The sequence below is a fragment of the Kitasatospora sp. NPDC089509 genome (genome assembly GCF_044749365.1).
Classification (GTDB): domain Bacteria; phylum Actinomycetota; class Actinomycetes; order Streptomycetales; family Streptomycetaceae; genus Kitasatospora.
Genome location: NZ_JBIVHS010000014.1, coordinates 208,807 through 227,863 on the forward strand (window position 1 = coordinate 208,807; position 19,057 = coordinate 227,863).

Genomic DNA, 19,057 nt, shown 5'->3' on the forward strand with positions numbered 1-19,057 from the left:
CACACCCCAATGACACTGTCCAGACCCGCGCACTGCACGCTACCTGCACTGAAATGCCAACGCCCGCCTCCTCGACGTCTTGGTCACCCGATGTCGGGAACGCGCCCGCATCCGCAAAGAGAGCAGAACCTGCTGGGCGGCAGACCATCCCTCACCACATGAACCAGCAACCCGGCGTACCGATGATGCGGTCAGGCAACTGGAGATCGCCAACAGGAGCAGGAAGCTTGGTCCTTTGGTCTGGATCCGTAGGGTGCACTGACGACCCGGACGAGGCGTTGCGGCTCGGTCGGTAGCGGGGTAGAAGCAAATGGCTCGGCTGCGGTTCGACGACTACTCCCTTCGATGGCGGCCTGGCCGAGGCGACTTATCGCCTCGCATGCGTCCGGGCAGAGTCAGCAGGGTGCCTGCGAAGCGCAGATAAAGCGCAAAGCGAGCCTTGTAGCGTTGGACTGTCCTTGCTGATGGTTCCGCACCCCTCTTCCGGCAGCGCCGACCGCGACGCTCACGGTTTGGCAGGGGAGCCGGCTACCCGCCCGAGGTGTGAGCCGAGCCGCGTCGGTCCGGGGTATTTCGAGTGACCACGGTGTCTCGTTGTCGACAGTAGCGTGAGGGTCAAAGAACGGCGAGTCGTTGCTCGACCGCAGCTGCGGCCTCCGTCTGCCGTGCTTCTCGGAGGACGGTGGCCAGCTCCGATCCGAGCGGCCTGCTCTGGGGCCAGCTCGTGTCCAGCTGAAACCAGCTGGCCTGCGCGTTCTGGAGGGCGGTTCGCACGGCTTCCGAACCCGGAGGCGACCAAGCGGTGCGGTGCTGCGCCGTCTTGATCCACAGCTGAGTGGCCCGAGTTGCGTCCCCGCCCCTGGCCGCTATCACGGCTTGTGTCTCGAGGACGTCACCCATGGCAGTGCCCTCGTGGCCCTGGTCGCGGGTGACCTGATGCTCCCACTGGGTTGCCATCCGAGCCGCAGTGCCGAAGTCTCCGGAGTTCATCGCATGGGTGATGGCCGACCGGAGATCCTTTCCCACTGGCCGGGCGGTCGTAGCGGGGAGTGGCCCTGGCGGTTGCGGGTTCGGCCACGCCGACAGTGCGGATGGTTGTGCCGGCCGGTCAGCCTCGCGGGGGGCCGCTGGAGCCGGTGCGGCCGCGGGTTCCCCGAGAACCACGGTGCTCGGGGCGAGCCCTGCTGCCTCGACGGCCATGGCGTGGACTTGCGACAGATGCCCCGCCCCCGGGGCGGCTAGCAGTCTGGCCAGGGCCTTTGAGTACGCCGGAGTGGTTCCACCCGCGAAGCGGCCCTTGGGCATGGTGACAACTCCCCAACGGGCGACGTGTGGTGGGAGCTGGAGATCGATGGGTCCCATCGGGACGCATGACTGGTCGGCCTGAAGGTCCACGATCAGATGGGTGGTGTTCGGTGGGCGTCGTGACAGCTCCAGGTCGATCCAGCCCCACGGCAGGGAGGTGTAGCGTTTGGTGCTCTCGGTGGTCTTCGCCAGGATGATGTGTAGTTGTTTCTGGCGGCGGTCCCGCGTTACCTGGCCGCAGAGATAGATGACCAGAGGGCCGGCGGCGATGGCTGCCGCATGGATGCGCGCGAGCACCGATTGAGGCTCTCCGGGGTTGACGACCTGCGCGATATCGACGGGGCCGTTCCATCCCCGGAGCATCATCTGCGGGGTGATCGCCGCCATGGCCGCCACGCCGAGTTCGGTGTCGAACTCGTGGTGGCGCTGTTTGGAAGCGGTGGCAAGAAGAAGAACATGCCCGCGGGCATCGCCCTGAGAAGTCGTCATAGGTAACCGCCTTGGCGTAAGCCGGTGCCCCGGTTGCCCGGAAGCGGGCACCGGGCAAGGCAGCCGGCTCCGAAGGAGCACTGTGCGTGGTGAGTACGGAAAGCCTATGGCGGTGCAGCGGGTTGTTGCGGTGCCTCTGCCGTGCCTTCGGGCCGCCGTGCGGTAGAGAGCGAGAGCTCCCACTCCCGCTGGTTCTGGGGCCTCAAGCTCCACCTGGTCTGCACGCCAGCCGGGCTGCCCGTCACCAGAGCCCTGGCCAGCCCGAAGGTCGATGAGCGCGAGGTCCTGGCCGCGCTCGTTGAGACCGAACCCGCCCTCGTGCGTGAGCACGCCGGCCTGCTGATCCTCACCGACAAGGGCTACGTCTCCGCCGAACTCGACCGCTTCCTCGACCAGTACGGAGTCCAGCTGCTCCGGCCGTCCTACCGCAACAACGCCCCACGCCCGGGCTAGGGCCTGCTGAAGTCTGTCCGCCAGCTGATCGAGTCCGTCAACGACACCCTCAAAGGTCAACTCGGCCTCGAACAACACGGCGGCCGCATCATCGAGAGCGTTGCCGTCCGGGGCGGCCAGCGACTGCTAGCGATGACCTGCGTGACCTCGCACAACCGCACAACCGGCCAATCCGTCACCCGCTCACTGCTCGCCTACGATCACCGACCAACTTGGGAACCACTAGTCCAGCCGGTTCCGGGGAGTCCACAGCCCTTCACGGAAACGGTGGGACGGCGGGAACGTCAGATGTTCTGCTGTTTGGCAGTTCTGCCGGTGGCGCCGACAGGTAGGTACGGGCGGGATTGGTGCGCAGACGAGCGCCGGGCGGAGAGCCTCTTTGGGTTGTGGGGAGGTACACGAGCCTGCGGAGTAGTACGCCTGTTCGGGGAGTGCCTCGTGAGTGCCTACGTGGCGTTCTGTCATGACTTGGCTAGAGGCGCCTCTTTAGCATCAGCAGGCAGTGCGCGATCGGTAGCTCATTGATGAACATCAGAGGCGAGAAGGCGGTGAATCCCGCGGTATGGTGCGGCATCCCCTAACAAATCTGCGGATCTCTCTCGGGCACTCGCAGTTGGCATATTCACGGTTGGTGAGCGAGGCTCACGCGATCCTGGGATTCGGAAGGATCGCCTCCCGCAGAGAGAAGGTTGCACGCTGGGAATCGGGAACGGTGGTGCCCGATGTGCAGACCCAGTACGCCATCGCGCACCTTCACAAGGTGGCGCACCAGGAGGTGCACCGCCTGGGGTGGCCGCACTGGCTCCACCTGGGTGCTACGGATCCAGAACTCCGCGCCACGCCACATGTTCCGGACGATGCGGGGGTGGCTCTGAGGCACGCTTGGCGCGACGGCAGGGCCTCACCGGGGGCGTACGTCTCCGTGACTGGGCAGCGGCTCTCGACCTTTGTCCGGTCGCTGTGCGCGCAGTGTCCTGCCACGCCGCGATGGCCACAGCAGGGCCAGTTCTCCTGGGAGCGTACAGGCTACTACGTGGCGCTTGTTGGCTCCTTGGAGGGACTTGCACCGGAGGTGAGTCCGGCGGCTTTGCTGCCGGCTGCACGTGCTGACCTGGGAAATCTTACGATGCTGCTGTCCTGTTCCGCGCTGGACCGGGAGGCCAAGGCGGAGCTCGCGGTACTGGCGGCCCGAGTCGCCGACCTCTGCGGGCGATTGTCGATGGCTGTCGGAAGGTGGGTTGATGCCGAACGGTACTTCCTCGGTGCGGCGCGTGCCGCGGCTACGCAGGGCCGGGCTTCGTTGGTGGCCGGTTCTCTTTCGAATCTGGCTGTATGTCATATGCAGGTTGGTGAGCCGAGGGATGGTCTGCTGCTGGTCGAGACTTCGAGCTCTCTCACTGGTAACAGACCATCAAGTGTGTCGGCCCTGAGAAGTTGCAGGGAGGCCATCGGCCTCGCCCGACTCGGGGACGAGGTCGGCTCGGCTCGCGCACTCGAACGGGCCGCTGACATGATCTCGGTCCAATCTGAAGACGAAGACGTTCCGACCGGAATGGTCGTCAACGAGGAGTGGCTGAGTATCAGCAGTGGGATCGTTTGGACCGACTTGGGGAAGCCGCGGAAGGCGCTGGTAGATTTCTCCCCGATACTCGGTCCGGAGATTCCCGCCAAGCCCTTCCGAATGCCGTCGTGGGTTGTAGTTCAGGTTGTTCGGGCGCACCTTGAGGCTGGCGAGCCGGAAGAGGCAGCTCGCCACGCCGGGCGTGCGCTCTCCTTCTTTGGCGGGTTCTCCCTCCTTCTCGCCGCCCAGCTACGAAGCGAGTTCACTCCCTTTCGCTCGGTTCCCGCGGTGGCAGCCCTTCTGGCTGAGCTCAGGGCGGCGGTACTGTCCTGACGGATCGTCCGGTCATCGACGGTTCCGTCGTACGGGGGCCCAACGGTGTCACCCTTTTGAGAGGAAGAACTGGTCGTGACCGGACACCCGTTGGCGTTCCTTCGCGGGACGCTCGGCCTGAGTCACCCTGCCTACGCTCAGCTCATCGCGCAGACCCATTCTGATCTGGGGTACGGCCAGATGGCAGCCAGAAGGGAGAAAGTCTCGCGGTGGGAATCCGGCCGGATCGTCCCGCACCTCACTACTCAGTTGGCGATCGCCCGGATCCATGGAGCTTCCCCGGATGATGTCCTGCGGCTCGGCTGGCCTGCCTGGCTCCACTCGGTCAGCCGAGAGGCTGTGCTGACCCTACGGCCGTGGAGCTTCGAGGGAATGCTTGGCGTCCTTGAGGCGCTGAGCCAGTCTGTCTGTGACGAGGGCAGGCGGGAGCTCACCTTTACCGGCTTCACTCTGGCGGCCATGGTGAAGAGTGCCATGGCCGCTTTGCCCGGCGCCGAGGTGCCTGCCCGGGCCGGTAGCCATCTCGGTCCTGGAGTCGCAGCCGCAGTCGAGGCAAGAGTGGCTGCGCTGGAGTCGATGCGCACCTGGGCGTGGCCGACGGTCCTGTGTCCAGCGGTGGTTGGCGAGCTGCAGTTCCTCGCTTCCTTGCTGGCCGGTGCCGAGTACGACGGCCGGATTGGTACTCGGCTCCTCGTGCTCGTCGTTCGCGTCTGCGATCTTGCCGCGGCTCTTCGAAGGAAGCTGGGTGACTACTCCGGTTCAGAGAGGTACCTCCACCTCGCAGTGCGTGCCGCCGTAGCCGGGCGGGCCGTCTCGCCGGCCGCAGACTGCTTCGAAGTACTGGCCCGGTTACACGATTGTGCGGGAGACCCCGAAGATGCGCTGCTGCTGCGCACAGCTGGCCTGGCCCTGAGGAACCTGTCCTGAGTTCTGCCGCAAAGGTCTTCGTGGCCACCGTTCGGCGGGGCGACGCGTTCGTGGCTGGGCAGGCAGCTGGGGGCCGGCGTTAGCATTTCGCGCACACCTCGCCACCATCTGTTGTTCAGATGCCCACGGCGATTGGGAAGCGCCGTCGGGCGACTTACGCTCGTTCCATCGACCCGCAGGATCGATATTCAATCTCAAGTTCTTGCGCATGGAGAGGGGATTGCGATGGCTGAACTCCCCAAGGCAAATTTATCTGGAAACGTCGTACGGGCTGCGGGTTTGACCATGGTGTTGATCGCCGGTGCCCTTGTTTCGTGTTCCACCACAGAAGAATCGACAGCTCCCGTGGGGCCCATCGTGAACTCGCAGGATCTGAGTACGATCAGCTGCCCGGATGTTGCGGGCGACCTGAAGGGTTCCTCCGTCGATGTTCCAGCTGTGCAGGAGCGCCTCGGACTCCTTGACCAGCAGTGGGCAGACGCCTACCAGAGCCTTGCGAACGCCGGGGCCGATCCAAAAGCTGTCGGGGCCACACTCGAGAACCTGGCCAAACAACGGCGGCAGACCATCGCCGAAATCTCGGACTCCCTTCACGTTGCCCCAGGAGAGCGGTCTGCGATGTTGGACATGGCAGCATGCTCCGTCAAGGAGGAGCCGGGTGGTTTCGTTTCCGGTGAGGAGATCACCACACTCAAGGGCCGAAACGGGAAGGACGGCCAGCGCGAGGGAAACGGACTGACCCGGAGGGACTTCATCGACATCACCAAGGTGCCGTCCAACGCCCCTGCCCGCGACAGCGGAAAGCGGGGGGCGACCGGGACTTTCAGATCGAAATGCGGCAACAACGCGAACCAGCGACACCTCAACGCCGACAACGTCGTCGTCTCCCCGGGGGAGAAGGCGGCCGCGCATCACGAGCATGACTATGTAGGCAACACGAGCACGGACTTCCGCTCGACCGTGAAATCCCTGAGCCAATCCGGCACAACCTGCGCGAACAAAGACGATCTTTCCACCTACTACGCCCCGGTGGTACGTCAGTTGGACAGTCCCCCCGATAGAGACGCTAACCGTCCGGGAGGGGGTCGGGATCTGAATAGCGGCAGCATCGTCACCCCGGACGGCTTCGATATCACTTTCGAGGGTAATCCTGCAGGAACTGTAGCCCCGATGGAGTTCGGCACCAAAATAATCACCGGCGATGCAAAAGCCTTCACGAATGGTCCCAAGAATGCCAGAGCGCTGTGGAGCTGTACGGGATTCGAACAGGTCCAACTGAAAGACAAGTACCCGCTCTGTCCGCTCGGCTCAAAAGTTGTTCGTTCACTGAATTTCCCGAACTGCTCGAACGGGCAGACGGACAGTGCGAACCATCGAACGCACACGGCCTTCGCAGACGGTCGCGGAAAATGCCCGAGCGGGTTTCGGGCGATACCGCAGCTGGTCATGAAGATCACATACTCCATCCCCGTGGGGAAGTTCTATGCCGTAGACACCTTCCCCGAGCAGCTCCACAAGGCAGTGACCGACCACGCCGACTTCATTGATGTCATGAGCAAGAGCCTCATGGACCAGGTCGTCCGCTGCATCAACTCTGGTCAGAATTGCTGATCCCGGAGATCCCTGAACGAGCGACAAGGAGCGTGACTGTGACAGGTGTCCCGCCGGTCTGCCGGCTGTCGGTGGAGAGCATCAGGACACTGCCCTGCACAGCGGCGTCCCTCCGTCTGTTCTTCCCGCAGCAGGAGAGCAACGACGCCTTGCGGCCCACACGCCAAGAGCAGCGGGCGCTCGCATACTGTGCGCGCTGCCATCCCCGAGTGAGGGAGGTGTGCCTGGAACGGCAGATGGCCTTCGGGATCACTGGGCAGAGCGGGATCTCAGGCGGGGCGACTGCAGTGCAGCGCCAGGCACTGATTCGGCTGCGGGCCGCCGGCGAGGGTGACAGCGCTCCGTTGATCCGGGCGATCGGCCAGCAGCTCGAGGCCGTGTCCAGGACGGCAGAGGTATAGGCGATGGCACGCTTCACGATGCCTGCCACGCGGCGTGTCCTGCGAGACGGCAGCAGAAGTCGGGTGCTCCGGCAGAGCGTAGCTGTCGTCCTGTCGGTTTCGGTCCTGGTCACTGCGACGGCGTGCGACACCGATGGCATCCTCTCAGGCACCGACGACCAGCCGGACCTACGGCAAATAGCGAACTGGTCAGAGGCTGAGTGGGAGCGGTGGGCTCAGCAGACGGGTCTGGGAGCCGCCATGAACAGCCGGTCGTGGAGCCCGGAGGAGATGCGCGGGGCGGCCAAAGGCGCTACCCCATCCCTGCAGGGCACGGCCGGTAATGCGAACAACGATCCGCTGCCTGCGGCGATACCCGCACACCCGGCGCCCCGCGACCGCTCGCTCGCGGTATTCGGCAAGGTCTTCCTGCGAAACTCGACGGAGGCACTGGTTTGCTCCGGAACGGTGATCGCCGATCCGGTGCATCCCGGGAAGAGCAACCTGGTGTGGACGGCTGCTCATTGCCTTCACGAGGGCAAGAACGGCAAGGCGATGAGCGACGTTGTCTTCGTGCCATCGTTCGACGGTACGGCCTCCTCTGAACAGCAGGTCCAGCCGTTCGGCGCCTGGGCGGGGCTCAGGTACATCGTCGCGCCTCAGTGGGTCGCCGAGGGTGGCGAACGCGGCGGACCGGTAAGCCAGTTCGACTTCGGAGTCGTGCGGGTCGCGCCTCCGGCCGGGGCACGGTCCCTGGAGGAGACGGTGGGCGGTTCGATCCCCGTGCGATTCGAAGTGGCGCGCGAGCAGCTGACATCTATGGCCGTCTTCGGTTACCCGGCTGCAGCGCCCTTCGACGGACGACGGCTCGACTTCTGCGAGTCGCCGGTCCGGCCGACCCGGCTGTCGTTCGACGCTGCGCGGCCCACGATGCTCGTGGTCGGCTGCACGATGACGGGCGGGTCGAGCGGTGGGGGCTGGGTCGTCAAGTCCCCCGGGGGCGCCAGGTTCCTGGTAAGCAACACGTCCATCGGGCCGACTCCCGCCCAGTGGTTGGCGGGGCCGGCCCTGGGGGTCGAGGCGCGGCAGGTCTTTGACTTCTTCGACTCGAAGGTGCAGTCGGGCTAGTCGTCGCCATCGCCGGTTCGGGTACGCGACGGAGGATCCGACTGTGCCGATCCTCTCGGTGACTCGAGCGGGGACGGACGGGACGGACGGAAATGCGGAACAGTACGGCAGCAGGACCGAATCCTGTGGACTGGAGAGGACATTGCTATGGCCTTGGGCCGGGAGAAGGGGCGTGCCCCTTCCGGTGCACGATTCATGAGAATGGGCCTGATCAGCACCATTCAGGTCTCGAGAGGCGTGGTCACCGGAGGTATTGTCCTAGCTCTGTCCGGGACGATCGCGTCGTTGGCGATCCCCGTCAAGCTTTTCGGTGAATCACGCCGTACACCTGCCCCGCCCGGGGTAGGCCAGCTCCTCGGCGCGGACACCCCACCAGGGTTTGTCGACGACGGCGAAGGTGTGCAGGAGACCCCCTATGGTCCGCTCACGGCGATCGATCGAGACTTCGTTCGCAGGGTGAAGCTGGCCGGACTCTGGGAGGGTCCTGCCGGCCAGAAGGCACAGAAGGTCGGCGGGACACCTCAAGTCAAGCAGGCCGGGAAGCACATGGTCGACGGCCACCTCGACCTGAACGTGAAAGACGCCCGTGCCGCACAGCTGCTGAAGGTGGACCGGATGCCGAACGAGCCGAACGACGAGCAGAAGGGCTGGCTGTCCCAGATCCAGTCCGCGTCGGCGAATCAGTTCGACCGGACGTTCGTGAACCTGACCAGGGAAGCGCACGGAAAGGTGTTCCAGGTCCTGGCCTACACCCGGGCACACACCCAGAACAGCCAGGTGCGCGAGCTCGCGCAGACCGCGGACGTGACCGTTCGCGACCACATGACCATGCTCGAGCTGACCGGGCTCTGGACGGGCGAGGCAACCCAATGAGAAACAGTACACCGGAGGGTTACGTGATGATCCGTCAATTCATTCGTCTTGCGTTTGCCGGAACCGTGGCCGCCGTCGTCCTGACGGCGTCGGGCTGCGAGAACCCGAAGAGGGACGAGGCGAAGCAGAACGATGCGGCGAATTCAGGGTCGATCCAGCACGAGGGCGATTCTATGCCGGACATGTCCACATCGGGGTCGCCGGGTGCTGGGTCAGGCGGGCTTAAAGTGAACAACAAAAATGACCAGGTGGAGGACTTTCTGACCGATGCCTTAGGGAACTCCCTGTACGTCTTCAACAAGGACACCGCTGACCCGCCGAAGTCCAACTGTTCCGGAGACTGTGCCCAGACGTGGCGGCCGCTGCCGCCGGCGGACGCCACGCAGCAGTGGCCGGGCGTGACAGGCAAGGTCGGGGTCGTGACACGGGACGACAAGAGCCAGCAGCTCACCATAGGTGGCCATCCCGTCTACACCTACGTGAGGGACACCGTTCCTGGCGAAATCAACGGTAACGGCGTGAACGGCGCCTGGAGCCTCGCAGCCCCGGACGGGACGAAGGCAGCCAAGCGCGGTTCGGGCGGCAAGGATCAGGGCGGCAAGGACAGCAAGGGAGGGGAACAGAACCGTCAGAACGATGGCGGCAAGCAGCGGGACAACGGGCGGGAACAGGTGAACCGGCGTGGCGCCGACGCGAACCTGACCGTTGTTGTCGTCCCTGTTGTCGGTGAGGTCCTTTCCCTGAACCAGCGGGTGATCTTCCTGAACGGAGACGGTATCCGCCTGGGTGGCCAACGCGGGTGCCGCAGTGACTGCCTCAGGCAGTGGCGTCCGCTCAAGAGGTCCGACCTCGGGAGCGTCGACCGTACGAAGGTCAACGTGCAGGTCGGTGAGGTCACCAACGAGGACGGCAGCGTGCAGCTCACGATCAACGGCCAGCGTGCGTTCACGTTCGTCGGTGCCCAGGGGCCGAACGACACCAGTGGAATGGGCGACCACGGTTGCTGGTGGCCGTTCTCCGCGGGCGGCGGGGCGGCCCGGCCGCCCCAGGGCAAATGACGTCACGGTAGGGGACGAGCACATGCCTCCTATCCGACGAATGCTTCGGGACTGGTACCTCGTCGTGTCGGCCCTGACGGTGGTCGCAGTCCTTGGCCTGGAGACGGTCGATCTGGCGCGAAAGGAGCAGGACTCGGCGGCGGAGCGGATGCAACGGGTGTCCGAAAGGCTGAACTGTGCACTGGACACCTCGGTGAACACCGAGGCATTTACCGAGTCCGACTGTGCCGGCGGCGGCGCGCACTACCGCGTGCTCACCTTCGCCGAGGCGAAGGACCAGAGGCAGTGGCTCGATCTGGCCAAGGATTACGGCGGTACCTACGTCAGCGGAGACCGATGGGTGGTCGTTCCGTGGCCCGACAGCGAGACCCCCCAGGTCTGCCAGAAGCTCGGCGGCGTGCTCGAGAACGGTGACTCCCATATGGGCATGACCGGCCCGGTGCACGCGATGGGTACGGGAGCCGGCTGACCAGCGAGCACAGCACACACCCCTCCAGTTGAACTGATCACGGAAGGACGACCAGTTATGCCTCCCCAAGGGCGTTCCCAAGCAGGGACCAGGCGCAGTCGCGGCACCGGCTCCGCAACCGCAGCACAGGTCTCGAAGGAGAACACGGGCCCGTTCGGCAACCGTCGCCTGGTGGTGCGCGTGGTGCTCGGCGGATTCTTCGCCGCGGCGTTTGTCGCCCTCTACGCGGGCGCGATCCGGCTATCGAGTGGAGTGCAGCAGTTTCTCGATTTCGGCGCCGGGGTTTTCGCCCTGGTTTGCCTCAGCGCAGCGGTGCTGTGGGGACTGGCTTCAACCGATCGTTTCTTCTTGTACTCGAACCACCGCTTGATCGCCCAGAGCGTGCACAGGGTCCTTGCGGTGGCGGGGCTCGCCTTCCTTGCCCTGCACATTTGGATCAAGGTGTCGGAGAAGCACGTGGGCGCGTTGGCATCCGTCGTGCCCTTCGCGGATGATGCCCAGCCGGTACTCGTGGGCCTGGGCACCCTTGCCGGGTACACCTTCGTGGGTGTCGCCATCACTGGTGCGGTGCGAAGCCGATTCGCCTCCCAGCAGGGCGCAAACCTGTGGCGGGCACTGCATATGGCGTCGTACGTCGCCTGGGCGGCGGCGCTGGTGCACGGCCTCAAGTCTGGTAGGGCCGGCAAGGACTGGGTGACCATCTCGTATGTTATCTGTCTCGCTGCCGTCGCTCTCGTACTCCTGCTGAAGCTCCGCTCGAAGAGGAAACTGCCGGGCCAGGGCGCCGTGTCGACCGCAGGTGCCGCGGGCCCGGCGTCTCCTGGACCCCGTTTGGGGCCCGAGTCCTCTCCTCCAATGTTTCCGCCCGTAGAGCGGACTGAAAACCCGCCCACGACGGAGCAGTCCATCGCGCCGACCTTCGTCTACAAGCGAGGCGCCCCGTGAACGAGGTACGGCCCATCGTGACCTCATTCGGACCGGCCGTGCTCCTGGCGGGTACCGACACCGGCAGGCTCGACCGCACACGGCACCTGTCCGTGCACGGCCCTCTTCCGATCCTGCGCTCCGATGAGGTGGTTTCCCTGGCACGAACGATCGACCTCCGCGGCCGCGGAGGTGCAGGCTTCCCGTTTGCCCGCAAGATCCAGGCCGTCATGGATTCTGCGCGCAAGGCCGACGGGAACCCCGCAGTCGTGGTCAACGGAACTGAAGGGGAGCCGAGTTGCCTCAAAGACACCGCGTTGCTGCTCAACGCCCCCCACCTGGTTCTAGATGGCGCAGAGGCGGCAGCCGTCGCGCTGGACGCAGACCAGGTCGTCGTCGGAGTGACGCGCGAGGACATCGAGGACTCCATCCAACGGGCGCTCGCCGAACGCGGGCCATCGCGGGTCGACCTGAGGGTCACCAGGTTGCCCGAACGGTTCGTCACGGGCGAGGGCTCGGCGTTGACGAACGGCCTCAACGGCGGGCCGGCTCTCCCCGCCGGCCGCAAGACCCGTACCAGCGAACGCGGACTGGACGGACAGCCGACACTGCTTTCGAACACCGAGACTTTCGCCCAGCTAGCGGTTGCTGTTCGGCTCGGGGCAGAGCGCTATGGCCAGACCGGCTTGCCCGACGAACCCGGCACAGTCCTGCTCACCCTCGCCGGAGAGGTGGTCGTGGAGGTGCCCACGGGCGTTCCGTTGAGCTACATCCTGCAGATGTGCGGCATGTCTGTCGGACAGGGGCTCCTGGTGGGTGGATACCACGGCATGTGGCTCGATGCCAGGGCGAGTGAACTGGCGTTGGCTTCCCGGGAGTCGCTCAGGGCGTTGGGCGCGACACTCGGTGCCGGCGCAGTGCTGCCACTTCCGGAGGAGACATGCCCCGTCGGCGAGACGGCCCGAGTGGCCCGATGGATGGCCGATGAGTCGGCACAGCAATGCGGGCCCTGCGTGTGGGGGCTTGCCCGGCTCGCCGACGGGCTGGAGGCATTGACCACCTCCGGCGGACAGGTCGCATACGATGCCGTCCACACGCATGTGCGCGGCGTCCTGGGGCGGGGCGCATGCTCGCACCCCGACGGCACCTCGCGCTTCGTCTCCTCGGCGTTGAAGGCATTCCCTGACGATGTCGGCCAGCACGTCTACTCCGGAGGGTGCGGCAGACCGGTGAAGGGCGTGCTGCCCATCACTGGTGATTCGGGCAGAGCGACGGACCAGCAACTCGTAATCGACTGGACACTGTGTCGGGCCCACGGCCTGTGCGCCGATGTCCTGCCCGGTCTCATCCAGCTCGGCCCCGACGGCTATCCCACGACGGCCACGATGCCCCTGCGGGAAGAGCAGCGCGCGGACGCGGTCCGGGCGGTGCGCCGCTGCCCGGCGCTTGCCCTGAGAATCGTCGGCTGATCGACCGGCCGCCCGCACCACCCCGTTAACCGTCCGGCGCTTGGAAAGGGACAGACCGTGTCCATGAACGACCTCCCCCCTCGGCCGCGGAAACCTCCACAGCTGGCTGCCCGTTCGATCCTCCGAGTGACCGCGCTGTTCCTGAAGGACATTGTGGAGATCGTCGGCCGGTACGAGCGGTCCGCTGCGGATACCGGGTCTCGCTCCCAGGACCGCTGGGCCGCTGTCGAACGAGTACTCCAGGCCGCGCTCGATGGTGTTGAGGAGGCCGATGGGTGCCTTGAGGAGGAGGGCCCAGGTGACGGGGAACCGCAGCACCGGAGCTGCGAGACCCGGAAGGAAGAAACGGATGTTCGAGCCGGTCGAGCCCGCCGCCACATGGCTGATGCGCTCATCGGCAAGAGCCGGCTATCTCCGGAGGCGCTTGAGGCACTGGCCATCGCAATCGGCTGGGCCGGCCTTCCGCAACGGGTCCAGCCGGTCGTGATGGCAGCCAACGGGACCTTGCCGCGACTGCCGACAGCGGACAGCATCATGACGCTCCTGGCATCGGGAGAGCTGTGCATTCTCATCCCCGACCCGGGACGGGAGACCTCTGCCGGCCTTCGGACCCTCCTGAGTGGTCGAGCGGCAGCGGTCGGACCGGCGGTAGGGCGGGCGGACGCGGGTGCGGCGCTGCGTTGGACACGCCGGCTTCTGGCCCTTCAGCATCCGAATGGCTCCGGGCCCGGCGTCTCCTACGTGGAGGAGCACCTTTCGATGGTCATCCTGCTGCAGGACGAGGCGCTGGCGGCCCTCCTGGTGGAGCACAGACTCGGAGTGATGGAAAAGTTGACGCAACGTCAGCGCGAGCAGTTGAGCGAGACTCTCATGGTCTGGCTGGTCGGAGGCGGGTCGACCGTCGCGGCCAGAGTCCTCGGCGTTCATCCGCAGACCATCAGGTACCGGGTACGGAAGCTGGAGCGCCTGTTCGGCGCGGCGTTGCACGATCCCCGAAGCCGCTTCGAGCTGGAGCTGGCTCTAAGGCTCCGCCAGCTTTTGCCAGGCCCGCGCCGTCGGCGGCCCAGGGCGGTCGAGTCGCTGTGCTCGAGTGCGGAGGTGGACCTGCCGGAGAGCGACTGACGGCAGGCGGCGGACGCTCTGTCGCGATCACTTGACTTAGGTGTGTTCCAAGGAGAAGCGGCGGTGCGCTACAACCGTGAGGGAGACCGCCCGGGGACAGCGCTGGATCCCCAAGTGTGGTGCAGACTGCCGCTGGTACTGCGGACGGAATTCTCGGCTGACAGCACCGAAGCCGGCGGCTGCAGCGGCCCCGTGCTGTCCGACGCCCTGTACTGGTTCCATCAGGTTCAACAGCTGAACGCGATCGCCGGACGGATTCACGCCGGGCTCGACGAGCTCGTCTACCGGCCCGGCACGGCCCCGTCGGACCGACGCGCCGATGCCCTCAGATCGTGCGGCGCCGCCACTGCCCACGCTGCCGCAGTGCTCAGGCAGGCTGTGGACGAGGTAGGCTCCTCGTCCACGGTGAGCAGGACCGGACCACGGCCATGGAACCACGCGGTCAGCGGGGCCGCCTGGGCCCGTGCGACCTGCAGCATGCGTGCCGAATCGGCGATCTGTGCCGAACTCGTCCGCTGCCAAGCCCCTGGCCCCCTCACCGACAGTGTCGCCAGACTGGCCAGGCATGCCGAGAATGCCTTCCATGCCATGGCTCTGGCGCCCGCTTTCGCCGAGTGGCGCACGGTCATGGACCCGCTTTACCTGGCCTGGCTCGACGGTGTCCTGCGTGGGTTGGGTTCGCCGCCGCCTCTGTTCCCGCACCGGAACGCCTTCTACGACGCGCATCCGGCCGTGGCGCCTGGAGACGACGCCGGCGGCGAACTGCTGTCCTGGGCAGACGTCTTCCCCCTCGGGAGTCTGGAGCGCTACGTCTGCGACTCCAACGGCACCTGGTGGGCGATCATCATTGCAGCCCCCGGCGGTCCGGAGGACCCACGCGACTGGCCCAGCCCGTCGGCCGTAGTGGTGGCGAGTGCTGTTCCCGGGCACGTCGCACCCGGACGGTGCTACCTGCTGGCCAGCATGGTGCTGCCTCGCCGGGTGCTGCCTCTCATCGCCATGAACAGCCGACTGGAGGACATCGCCGCCGTACTGGCGGCCCCGGACACACCTGCGTCGGGCGTGCCGCCTTCCTCTTGACCGGCTATCCGCCAGGCCCGGATGTGCCTGCGACGTGCCTCATGGGACGACGCATGTGTCAGACGTCCTCTCGCGGACTAAGAATGAAGCACACGGCGATGCCTTCTGCGAGCCGCCGCGCGAGATCCCACCCGCTGACGACAGCCCTCCCGGCCGCCACGGACAGGTTGATCGAATCTACCTCCAGCACATCAAGGAGCAGTCGTATGTTCGAAATCGACCGACACGCCACGCAGCTGATCGACCCCGCGCTGCCACTGCGCAGCAGCGAAGACATCCAGGGAGACATCCTCGCTGGGTTCCGGAAGGATCACCAGTGCCTGCTGATGATTCAATTCGAGGACACCGGCACGGCCCGCCAGTGGTTGCGCCTGATCGTCCCCGAGATCGCCAGCACCCGCGTCGTAGCCGAGTTCAACGCCGCTTTCAGCGCCGCCAGGCGGGAGGACAGCGAGACCGGCCCCGTAGGCATGAGCGCCGACTGGACCGGGTTGAGTGTCACCTACCCCGGGCTCGTCCTCCTCAGTGACGCCGACCCGTTCCGGTCGGCGGTCAGCTGCCCCGCAGCCCTGCAAGCGTTTCGTGAAGGTGCTGCGGCACGAGCCCGCAAAGTGGGGGACACCGGCGTCAACGGTCCGGGGAACTGGCTCTTTGGGGCGGGCAGCCGCCCCGTGATCCACGCCGTGCTGACTCTGGCTTCGGACGATCCCGTATGGCTGGCCGCCGCTATCGAGCGGCACTGCTCTGTGCTCGCCGCCCATGGTGCGACAGTGGTCAGCCGACAGGATGGCGCAACCCTTCCCGGGCCACTGCGGGGCCACGAGCACTTCGGTTTCGCTGACGGCGTCAGCCAGCCCGCTGTGCAGGGCTTCCATCAGTCGGACCCCGACGACCCCCAGAACGTCCTCGGAAGCCCCGGTACCCGGATTCTGCCGGCGAGCCGGTTCGTCATCGGAGCCGATCAGCAGGCCCAAGCCTTCCCACCCTGGGCCATCGGAGGATCGTTCCAGGTCATCCGCCGCCTCGCCCAGGACGTCGCCGGATGGCGTGCCCAACTCGGCCCACAGCTCGAAATCCTGAAGAAGTCCGGTGCAGTGCCCGATACCGCAGACGACGTCTGGCTCGCCGCCCGGATGGTAGGGCGATGGCCCTCCGGCACCCCGATCGCCCGCTGCCCGATGTCCGACATCCCGCCACCCCCGGGGGAGAAGCCCGACAACGACCTTAGCTACCGCGATGATCCGGATGGCACGCAGACGCCGCTGTTCTCGCACATACGCAAGACCAACCCTCGCGACGATCAGTCCTTCCTACCGGAACACAGCCCGGACACCCCGTTCTCCGGGAGCGACCCCCGCCGGATCATCCGCCGGGGCATCCCGTTCGGTCCCCCTTTCGACCCGCGTTCCGCTGACCCCATCTACGGTGCCGATACCCCTCGGGGCCTACTCTTCGTCTGCTATCAGGCTGACCTCGTGGAACAGTTCGAGTTCCTCCAGCACACCTGGGTCAACAACGCGCGATTCCCCCGGCATGCAACCGGCGCCGACCCGCTGATCGGCAACGTCAACAAGGTCAGCTTCCGGCCCCGGGCCAACGGCGCAACCCGCAGCATCTCACTCTCCCTCGACCAGTTCGTGCGCACAGAGGGCGCCATCTACGCCTTCACCCCTGCCATCTCTGTCTTGTATGACCTGGCCTTCGGGAACGTGAGGCACCTCCTGTGAGGCGAACAGATTCGTTTCTGCTGTCGCCTTCGTAATCGGCGCCCTGGCGCTGGACACCCCACGCGTTCTCCGCTGTCGGCGCGACCGCCGTAGGCGCGTGTAGGGCCAGTGAGCAGTCCGGTGGTTAGGCTCTGGAGACTCAGGGGCTGCCCCACTTACGATGCCCCTTGTCCGATGCCGCTGTGGTACGCGAAATGATGTGCCAGCGGTTTGGCGGCAGTGCCTCGTCCACTGACTGGTGTGACGGCTGCAATGCCGGATTCTTCGCCCAATACGCCAACTAGTTCTGGAGAGCACACAAAGGCGCTGACTTGGTCGCCAGACTTCTAGGCCACCGAGTTGAAGGCTCGCCCGGACAAGTCTGTCTTCTTGTCCGTCAAGCTCTACGAGCCTGGCCCGGGTGGGAAGACGGCGATGCGCCGTACGACAAGGGCCCGCCGATGCTCCACGGGCTTGGCCGAACGGTTGAGGAGAAGACTCTCCTCGCCGCTCTGAGGCAGGGGTAGCGCGACGACCGTTACGGGAACGCCGCCTGTCCTCGGGCTGAGATGTTCACCGCCGAATCTTTAGGTAAGACCTGACCGGTTGATCGGTGTCGGAGGACAGAGGAGCCTCCCCGCAGGACAGGACACCAACGACCTCAGGGAACTGGCCATTCAACGAAACGGAGGATTAGAACATGGGTCGAGCGTCCCGAAGAGTTGCCGCTTGCGCAGCGGCAGTTCTGCTGGCCAGTGGCCTGCAGATCACCCTGGCCCACGGCGACACCACGTCGGCGCCCAGGATCGACCTCACCGTCCTGGTCATCGACGACGGGGGCCCGTCCGTCGCGGCGATCACCGCCGAGCTGAAGAGCCAGGGCACGCCGTACAAGGTCGTCAGCCTCAATGACCCCAAGCGCCCCGTGATCAACTCCGCTTTCCTCAGCGACACGGTGAACGGGCTCCCCCGGGGCAAGTACCAGGGCATCGTGCTGCCCAACGAAAACCCCTTCCCCAACAGCGCCGCCGAGATGACCGCGATCGCCACCTACGAAGCGGCTTTCAACGTTCGGCAGATCGACGCGCATGCGGTCGCGAGCGCGGGAGTTGGCCTCAATCCGGCACCAAAAGCCGGGAACCTGGACGGTCTGCAAGCTGTGGTGACCGCCGCCGGGACCTCGGGCCCGTTCGGGTACCTCAAGGGCAGCGTGCCGTTCGAGGACAACGACCCGAACGTCAGCGAGAGCTACGGCTACCTCGCCACCCCGCTGGCCAACCTGCCGTCCGGCGCCTCCTTCGTCCCGCTGGTCGACGCCGCGATACCCGGCTCGACCACCCGCGGTTCGCTGGTCGGCGAGTACACCCACGACGGCCGCAAGGAACTGGTCGTCACCTTCGTCTACAACCAGTACCAGCAGCAGTACCGGCTGCTGGCCCGCGGAATGGTCGACTGGATCACCCAGGGCGTCCACCTCGGCTACGACCGCAACTACTTCGCCACCCACGTGGACGACGTGTTCCTGGCCGACGACCGCTGGTCCTCCGAGTTTCGCTGCACTCCGGGTGATGTCGACTGCGGACATGGAGCTCCAAAGGAAGCTGCCAATCCGATCCGGATGACGCCGGCCGACGCGCAGTACCTCAAGCAGTGGCAGGCCGCCAACAACTTCACCATCGACATGGTGTTCAACGGCGGCGGCAGCGAGGACTGGAAGGCCGACCACCAGACCACGGTGGACCCGACCGCCAACCAGCTGATCGCCGACCAGACCAGCTACCGGTGGGTCAACCACACCTTCACCCACCCGTACCTGGGCTGCGTGCAGGACGTCTCCGTGGTGCCGTGGAAGTGCACCAAGGACGCCTCGGGCAACACCGTCTGGGTGGACCAGAACACCATCTCCACCCAGATCAAGCAGAACTTCGACTGGGCCGCCGCGAACGGCCTCAAGGTCGACCCGCAGGTGCTCGTCACCGGTGAGCACTCGGGTCTGCTGACCGCCCCGCAGGAGACCAGCGACAACCCGTACCTGGCGCCGGCGCTGGCCGCCAACGGCATCAAGTACACCGGTAGCGACGCCTCCCGCGAGCCCGCCCAGCGGGCCGTCGGCTCGTCCACGCTGACCGTGCCGCGGTACCCGATGAACGTCTTCTACAACGCCGGTAC

The 19,057-nt window shown here is 65.9% G+C and carries 16 protein-coding genes; 15 read left to right on the plus strand and 1 reads right to left on the minus strand.

All coding sequences use genetic code 11. From position 1 onward, the window contains the following. Nucleotides 1-615 precede the first annotated feature (615 nt). Complete coding sequence (locus ACIP4P_RS27310) at nucleotides 616-1,794, minus strand: hypothetical protein (protein ID WP_400922792.1); 1,179 nt, start codon at nucleotides 1,792-1,794, stop codon at nucleotides 616-618. Between the two features lie 141 nt (nucleotides 1,795-1,935). Here ACIP4P_RS27310 and ACIP4P_RS27315 point away from each other — a divergent pair, with 141 nt between their 5' ends. The 15 genes from ACIP4P_RS27315 to ACIP4P_RS27385 all read left to right on the plus strand — a co-directional run. Beyond that, nucleotides 1,936-2,247, plus strand: a complete 312-nt coding sequence (locus ACIP4P_RS27315; protein ID WP_400922794.1) for a transposase — start codon at nucleotides 1,936-1,938, stop codon at nucleotides 2,245-2,247. Between the two features lie 631 nt (nucleotides 2,248-2,878). Beyond that, on the plus strand, nucleotides 2,879-4,141 hold the full coding sequence (locus ACIP4P_RS27320) for a hypothetical protein (RefSeq protein WP_400922796.1): 1,263 nt from the start codon (nucleotides 2,879-2,881) through the stop codon (nucleotides 4,139-4,141). A gap of 75 nt (nucleotides 4,142-4,216) precedes the next feature. Beyond that, nucleotides 4,217-5,068, plus strand: coding sequence for a hypothetical protein (locus tag ACIP4P_RS27325; protein ID WP_400922798.1), 852 nt, complete (start codon nucleotides 4,217-4,219; stop codon nucleotides 5,066-5,068). A gap of 225 nt (nucleotides 5,069-5,293) precedes the next feature. Further along, nucleotides 5,294-6,679, plus strand: coding sequence for a DUF1996 domain-containing protein (locus ACIP4P_RS27330; protein WP_400922800.1), 1,386 nt, complete (start codon nucleotides 5,294-5,296; stop codon nucleotides 6,677-6,679). Between the two features lie 71 nt (nucleotides 6,680-6,750). Continuing rightward, nucleotides 6,751-7,080 (plus strand): WhiB family transcriptional regulator, encoded by a 330-nt coding sequence (locus tag ACIP4P_RS27335; protein WP_400922824.1) that lies wholly within the window; start codon nucleotides 6,751-6,753, stop codon nucleotides 7,078-7,080. 240 nt (nucleotides 7,081-7,320) lie between these two features. Then, the gene (locus ACIP4P_RS27340; RefSeq protein WP_400922802.1) at nucleotides 7,321-8,187 is read left to right on the plus strand and encodes a trypsin-like serine peptidase; all 867 of its coding nucleotides are present in this window, start codon (nucleotides 7,321-7,323) and stop codon (nucleotides 8,185-8,187) included. Between the two features lie 201 nt (nucleotides 8,188-8,388). Next, complete coding sequence (locus tag ACIP4P_RS27345; protein ID WP_400922804.1) at nucleotides 8,389-9,060, plus strand: DUF4142 domain-containing protein; 672 nt, start codon at nucleotides 8,389-8,391, stop codon at nucleotides 9,058-9,060. A gap of 26 nt (nucleotides 9,061-9,086) precedes the next feature. Then, the gene (locus ACIP4P_RS27350) at nucleotides 9,087-10,118 is read left to right on the plus strand and encodes a hypothetical protein (protein WP_400922806.1); all 1,032 of its coding nucleotides are present in this window, start codon (nucleotides 9,087-9,089) and stop codon (nucleotides 10,116-10,118) included. A gap of 40 nt (nucleotides 10,119-10,158) precedes the next feature. After that, nucleotides 10,159-10,587, plus strand: a complete 429-nt coding sequence (locus tag ACIP4P_RS27355; RefSeq protein WP_400922808.1) for a hypothetical protein — start codon at nucleotides 10,159-10,161, stop codon at nucleotides 10,585-10,587. Between the two features lie 171 nt (nucleotides 10,588-10,758). Beyond that, the gene (locus ACIP4P_RS27360) at nucleotides 10,759-11,532 is read left to right on the plus strand and encodes a hypothetical protein (RefSeq protein WP_400922810.1); all 774 of its coding nucleotides are present in this window, start codon (nucleotides 10,759-10,761) and stop codon (nucleotides 11,530-11,532) included. Nucleotides 11,533-11,549: 17 nt separating this feature from the next. Then, nucleotides 11,550-12,980: an NADH-ubiquinone oxidoreductase-F iron-sulfur binding region domain-containing protein gene (locus ACIP4P_RS27365; protein WP_400922813.1), complete on the plus strand. Its 1,431-nt coding sequence runs from the start codon at nucleotides 11,550-11,552 to the stop codon at nucleotides 12,978-12,980. Between the two features lie 126 nt (nucleotides 12,981-13,106). Further along, complete coding sequence (locus ACIP4P_RS27370; protein WP_400922815.1) at nucleotides 13,107-14,102, plus strand: helix-turn-helix domain-containing protein; 996 nt, start codon at nucleotides 13,107-13,109, stop codon at nucleotides 14,100-14,102. A gap of 63 nt (nucleotides 14,103-14,165) precedes the next feature. After that, a complete protein-coding gene (locus ACIP4P_RS27375; RefSeq protein ID WP_400922817.1) occupies nucleotides 14,166-15,182 on the plus strand; it encodes a hypothetical protein in 1,017 nt (338 codons plus the stop codon). A gap of 206 nt (nucleotides 15,183-15,388) precedes the next feature. Then, complete coding sequence (locus tag ACIP4P_RS27380; protein ID WP_400922819.1) at nucleotides 15,389-16,909, plus strand: Dyp-type peroxidase; 1,521 nt, start codon at nucleotides 15,389-15,391, stop codon at nucleotides 16,907-16,909. A 679-nt stretch (nucleotides 16,910-17,588) separates the two neighbouring features. After that, nucleotides 17,589-19,057 (plus strand): hypothetical protein (locus ACIP4P_RS27385; protein ID WP_400922821.1); only part of this gene is annotated, 1,469 nt, incomplete at its 3' end.

Coding starts and splice junctions, on each gene's coding strand:
- ACIP4P_RS27330 (WP_400922800.1), top strand. CDS start 5,294: ATGGCTGAACTCCCCAAGGCAAATTTATCTGGAAACGTCGTACGGGCT.
- ACIP4P_RS27345 (WP_400922804.1), top strand. CDS start 8,389: ATGGGCCTGATCAGCACCATTCAGGTCTCGAGAGGCGTGGTCACCGGA.
- ACIP4P_RS27340 (WP_400922802.1), top strand. CDS start 7,321: ATGAACAGCCGGTCGTGGAGCCCGGAGGAGATGCGCGGGGCGGCCAAA.
- ACIP4P_RS27310 (WP_400922792.1), bottom strand. CDS start 1,794: ATGACGACTTCTCAGGGCGATGCCCGCGGGCATGTTCTTCTTCTTGCC.
- ACIP4P_RS27355 (WP_400922808.1), top strand. CDS start 10,159: ATGCTTCGGGACTGGTACCTCGTCGTGTCGGCCCTGACGGTGGTCGCA.
- ACIP4P_RS27380 (WP_400922819.1), top strand. CDS start 15,389: ATGTTCGAAATCGACCGACACGCCACGCAGCTGATCGACCCCGCGCTG.
- ACIP4P_RS27350 (WP_400922806.1), top strand. CDS start 9,087: ATGATCCGTCAATTCATTCGTCTTGCGTTTGCCGGAACCGTGGCCGCC.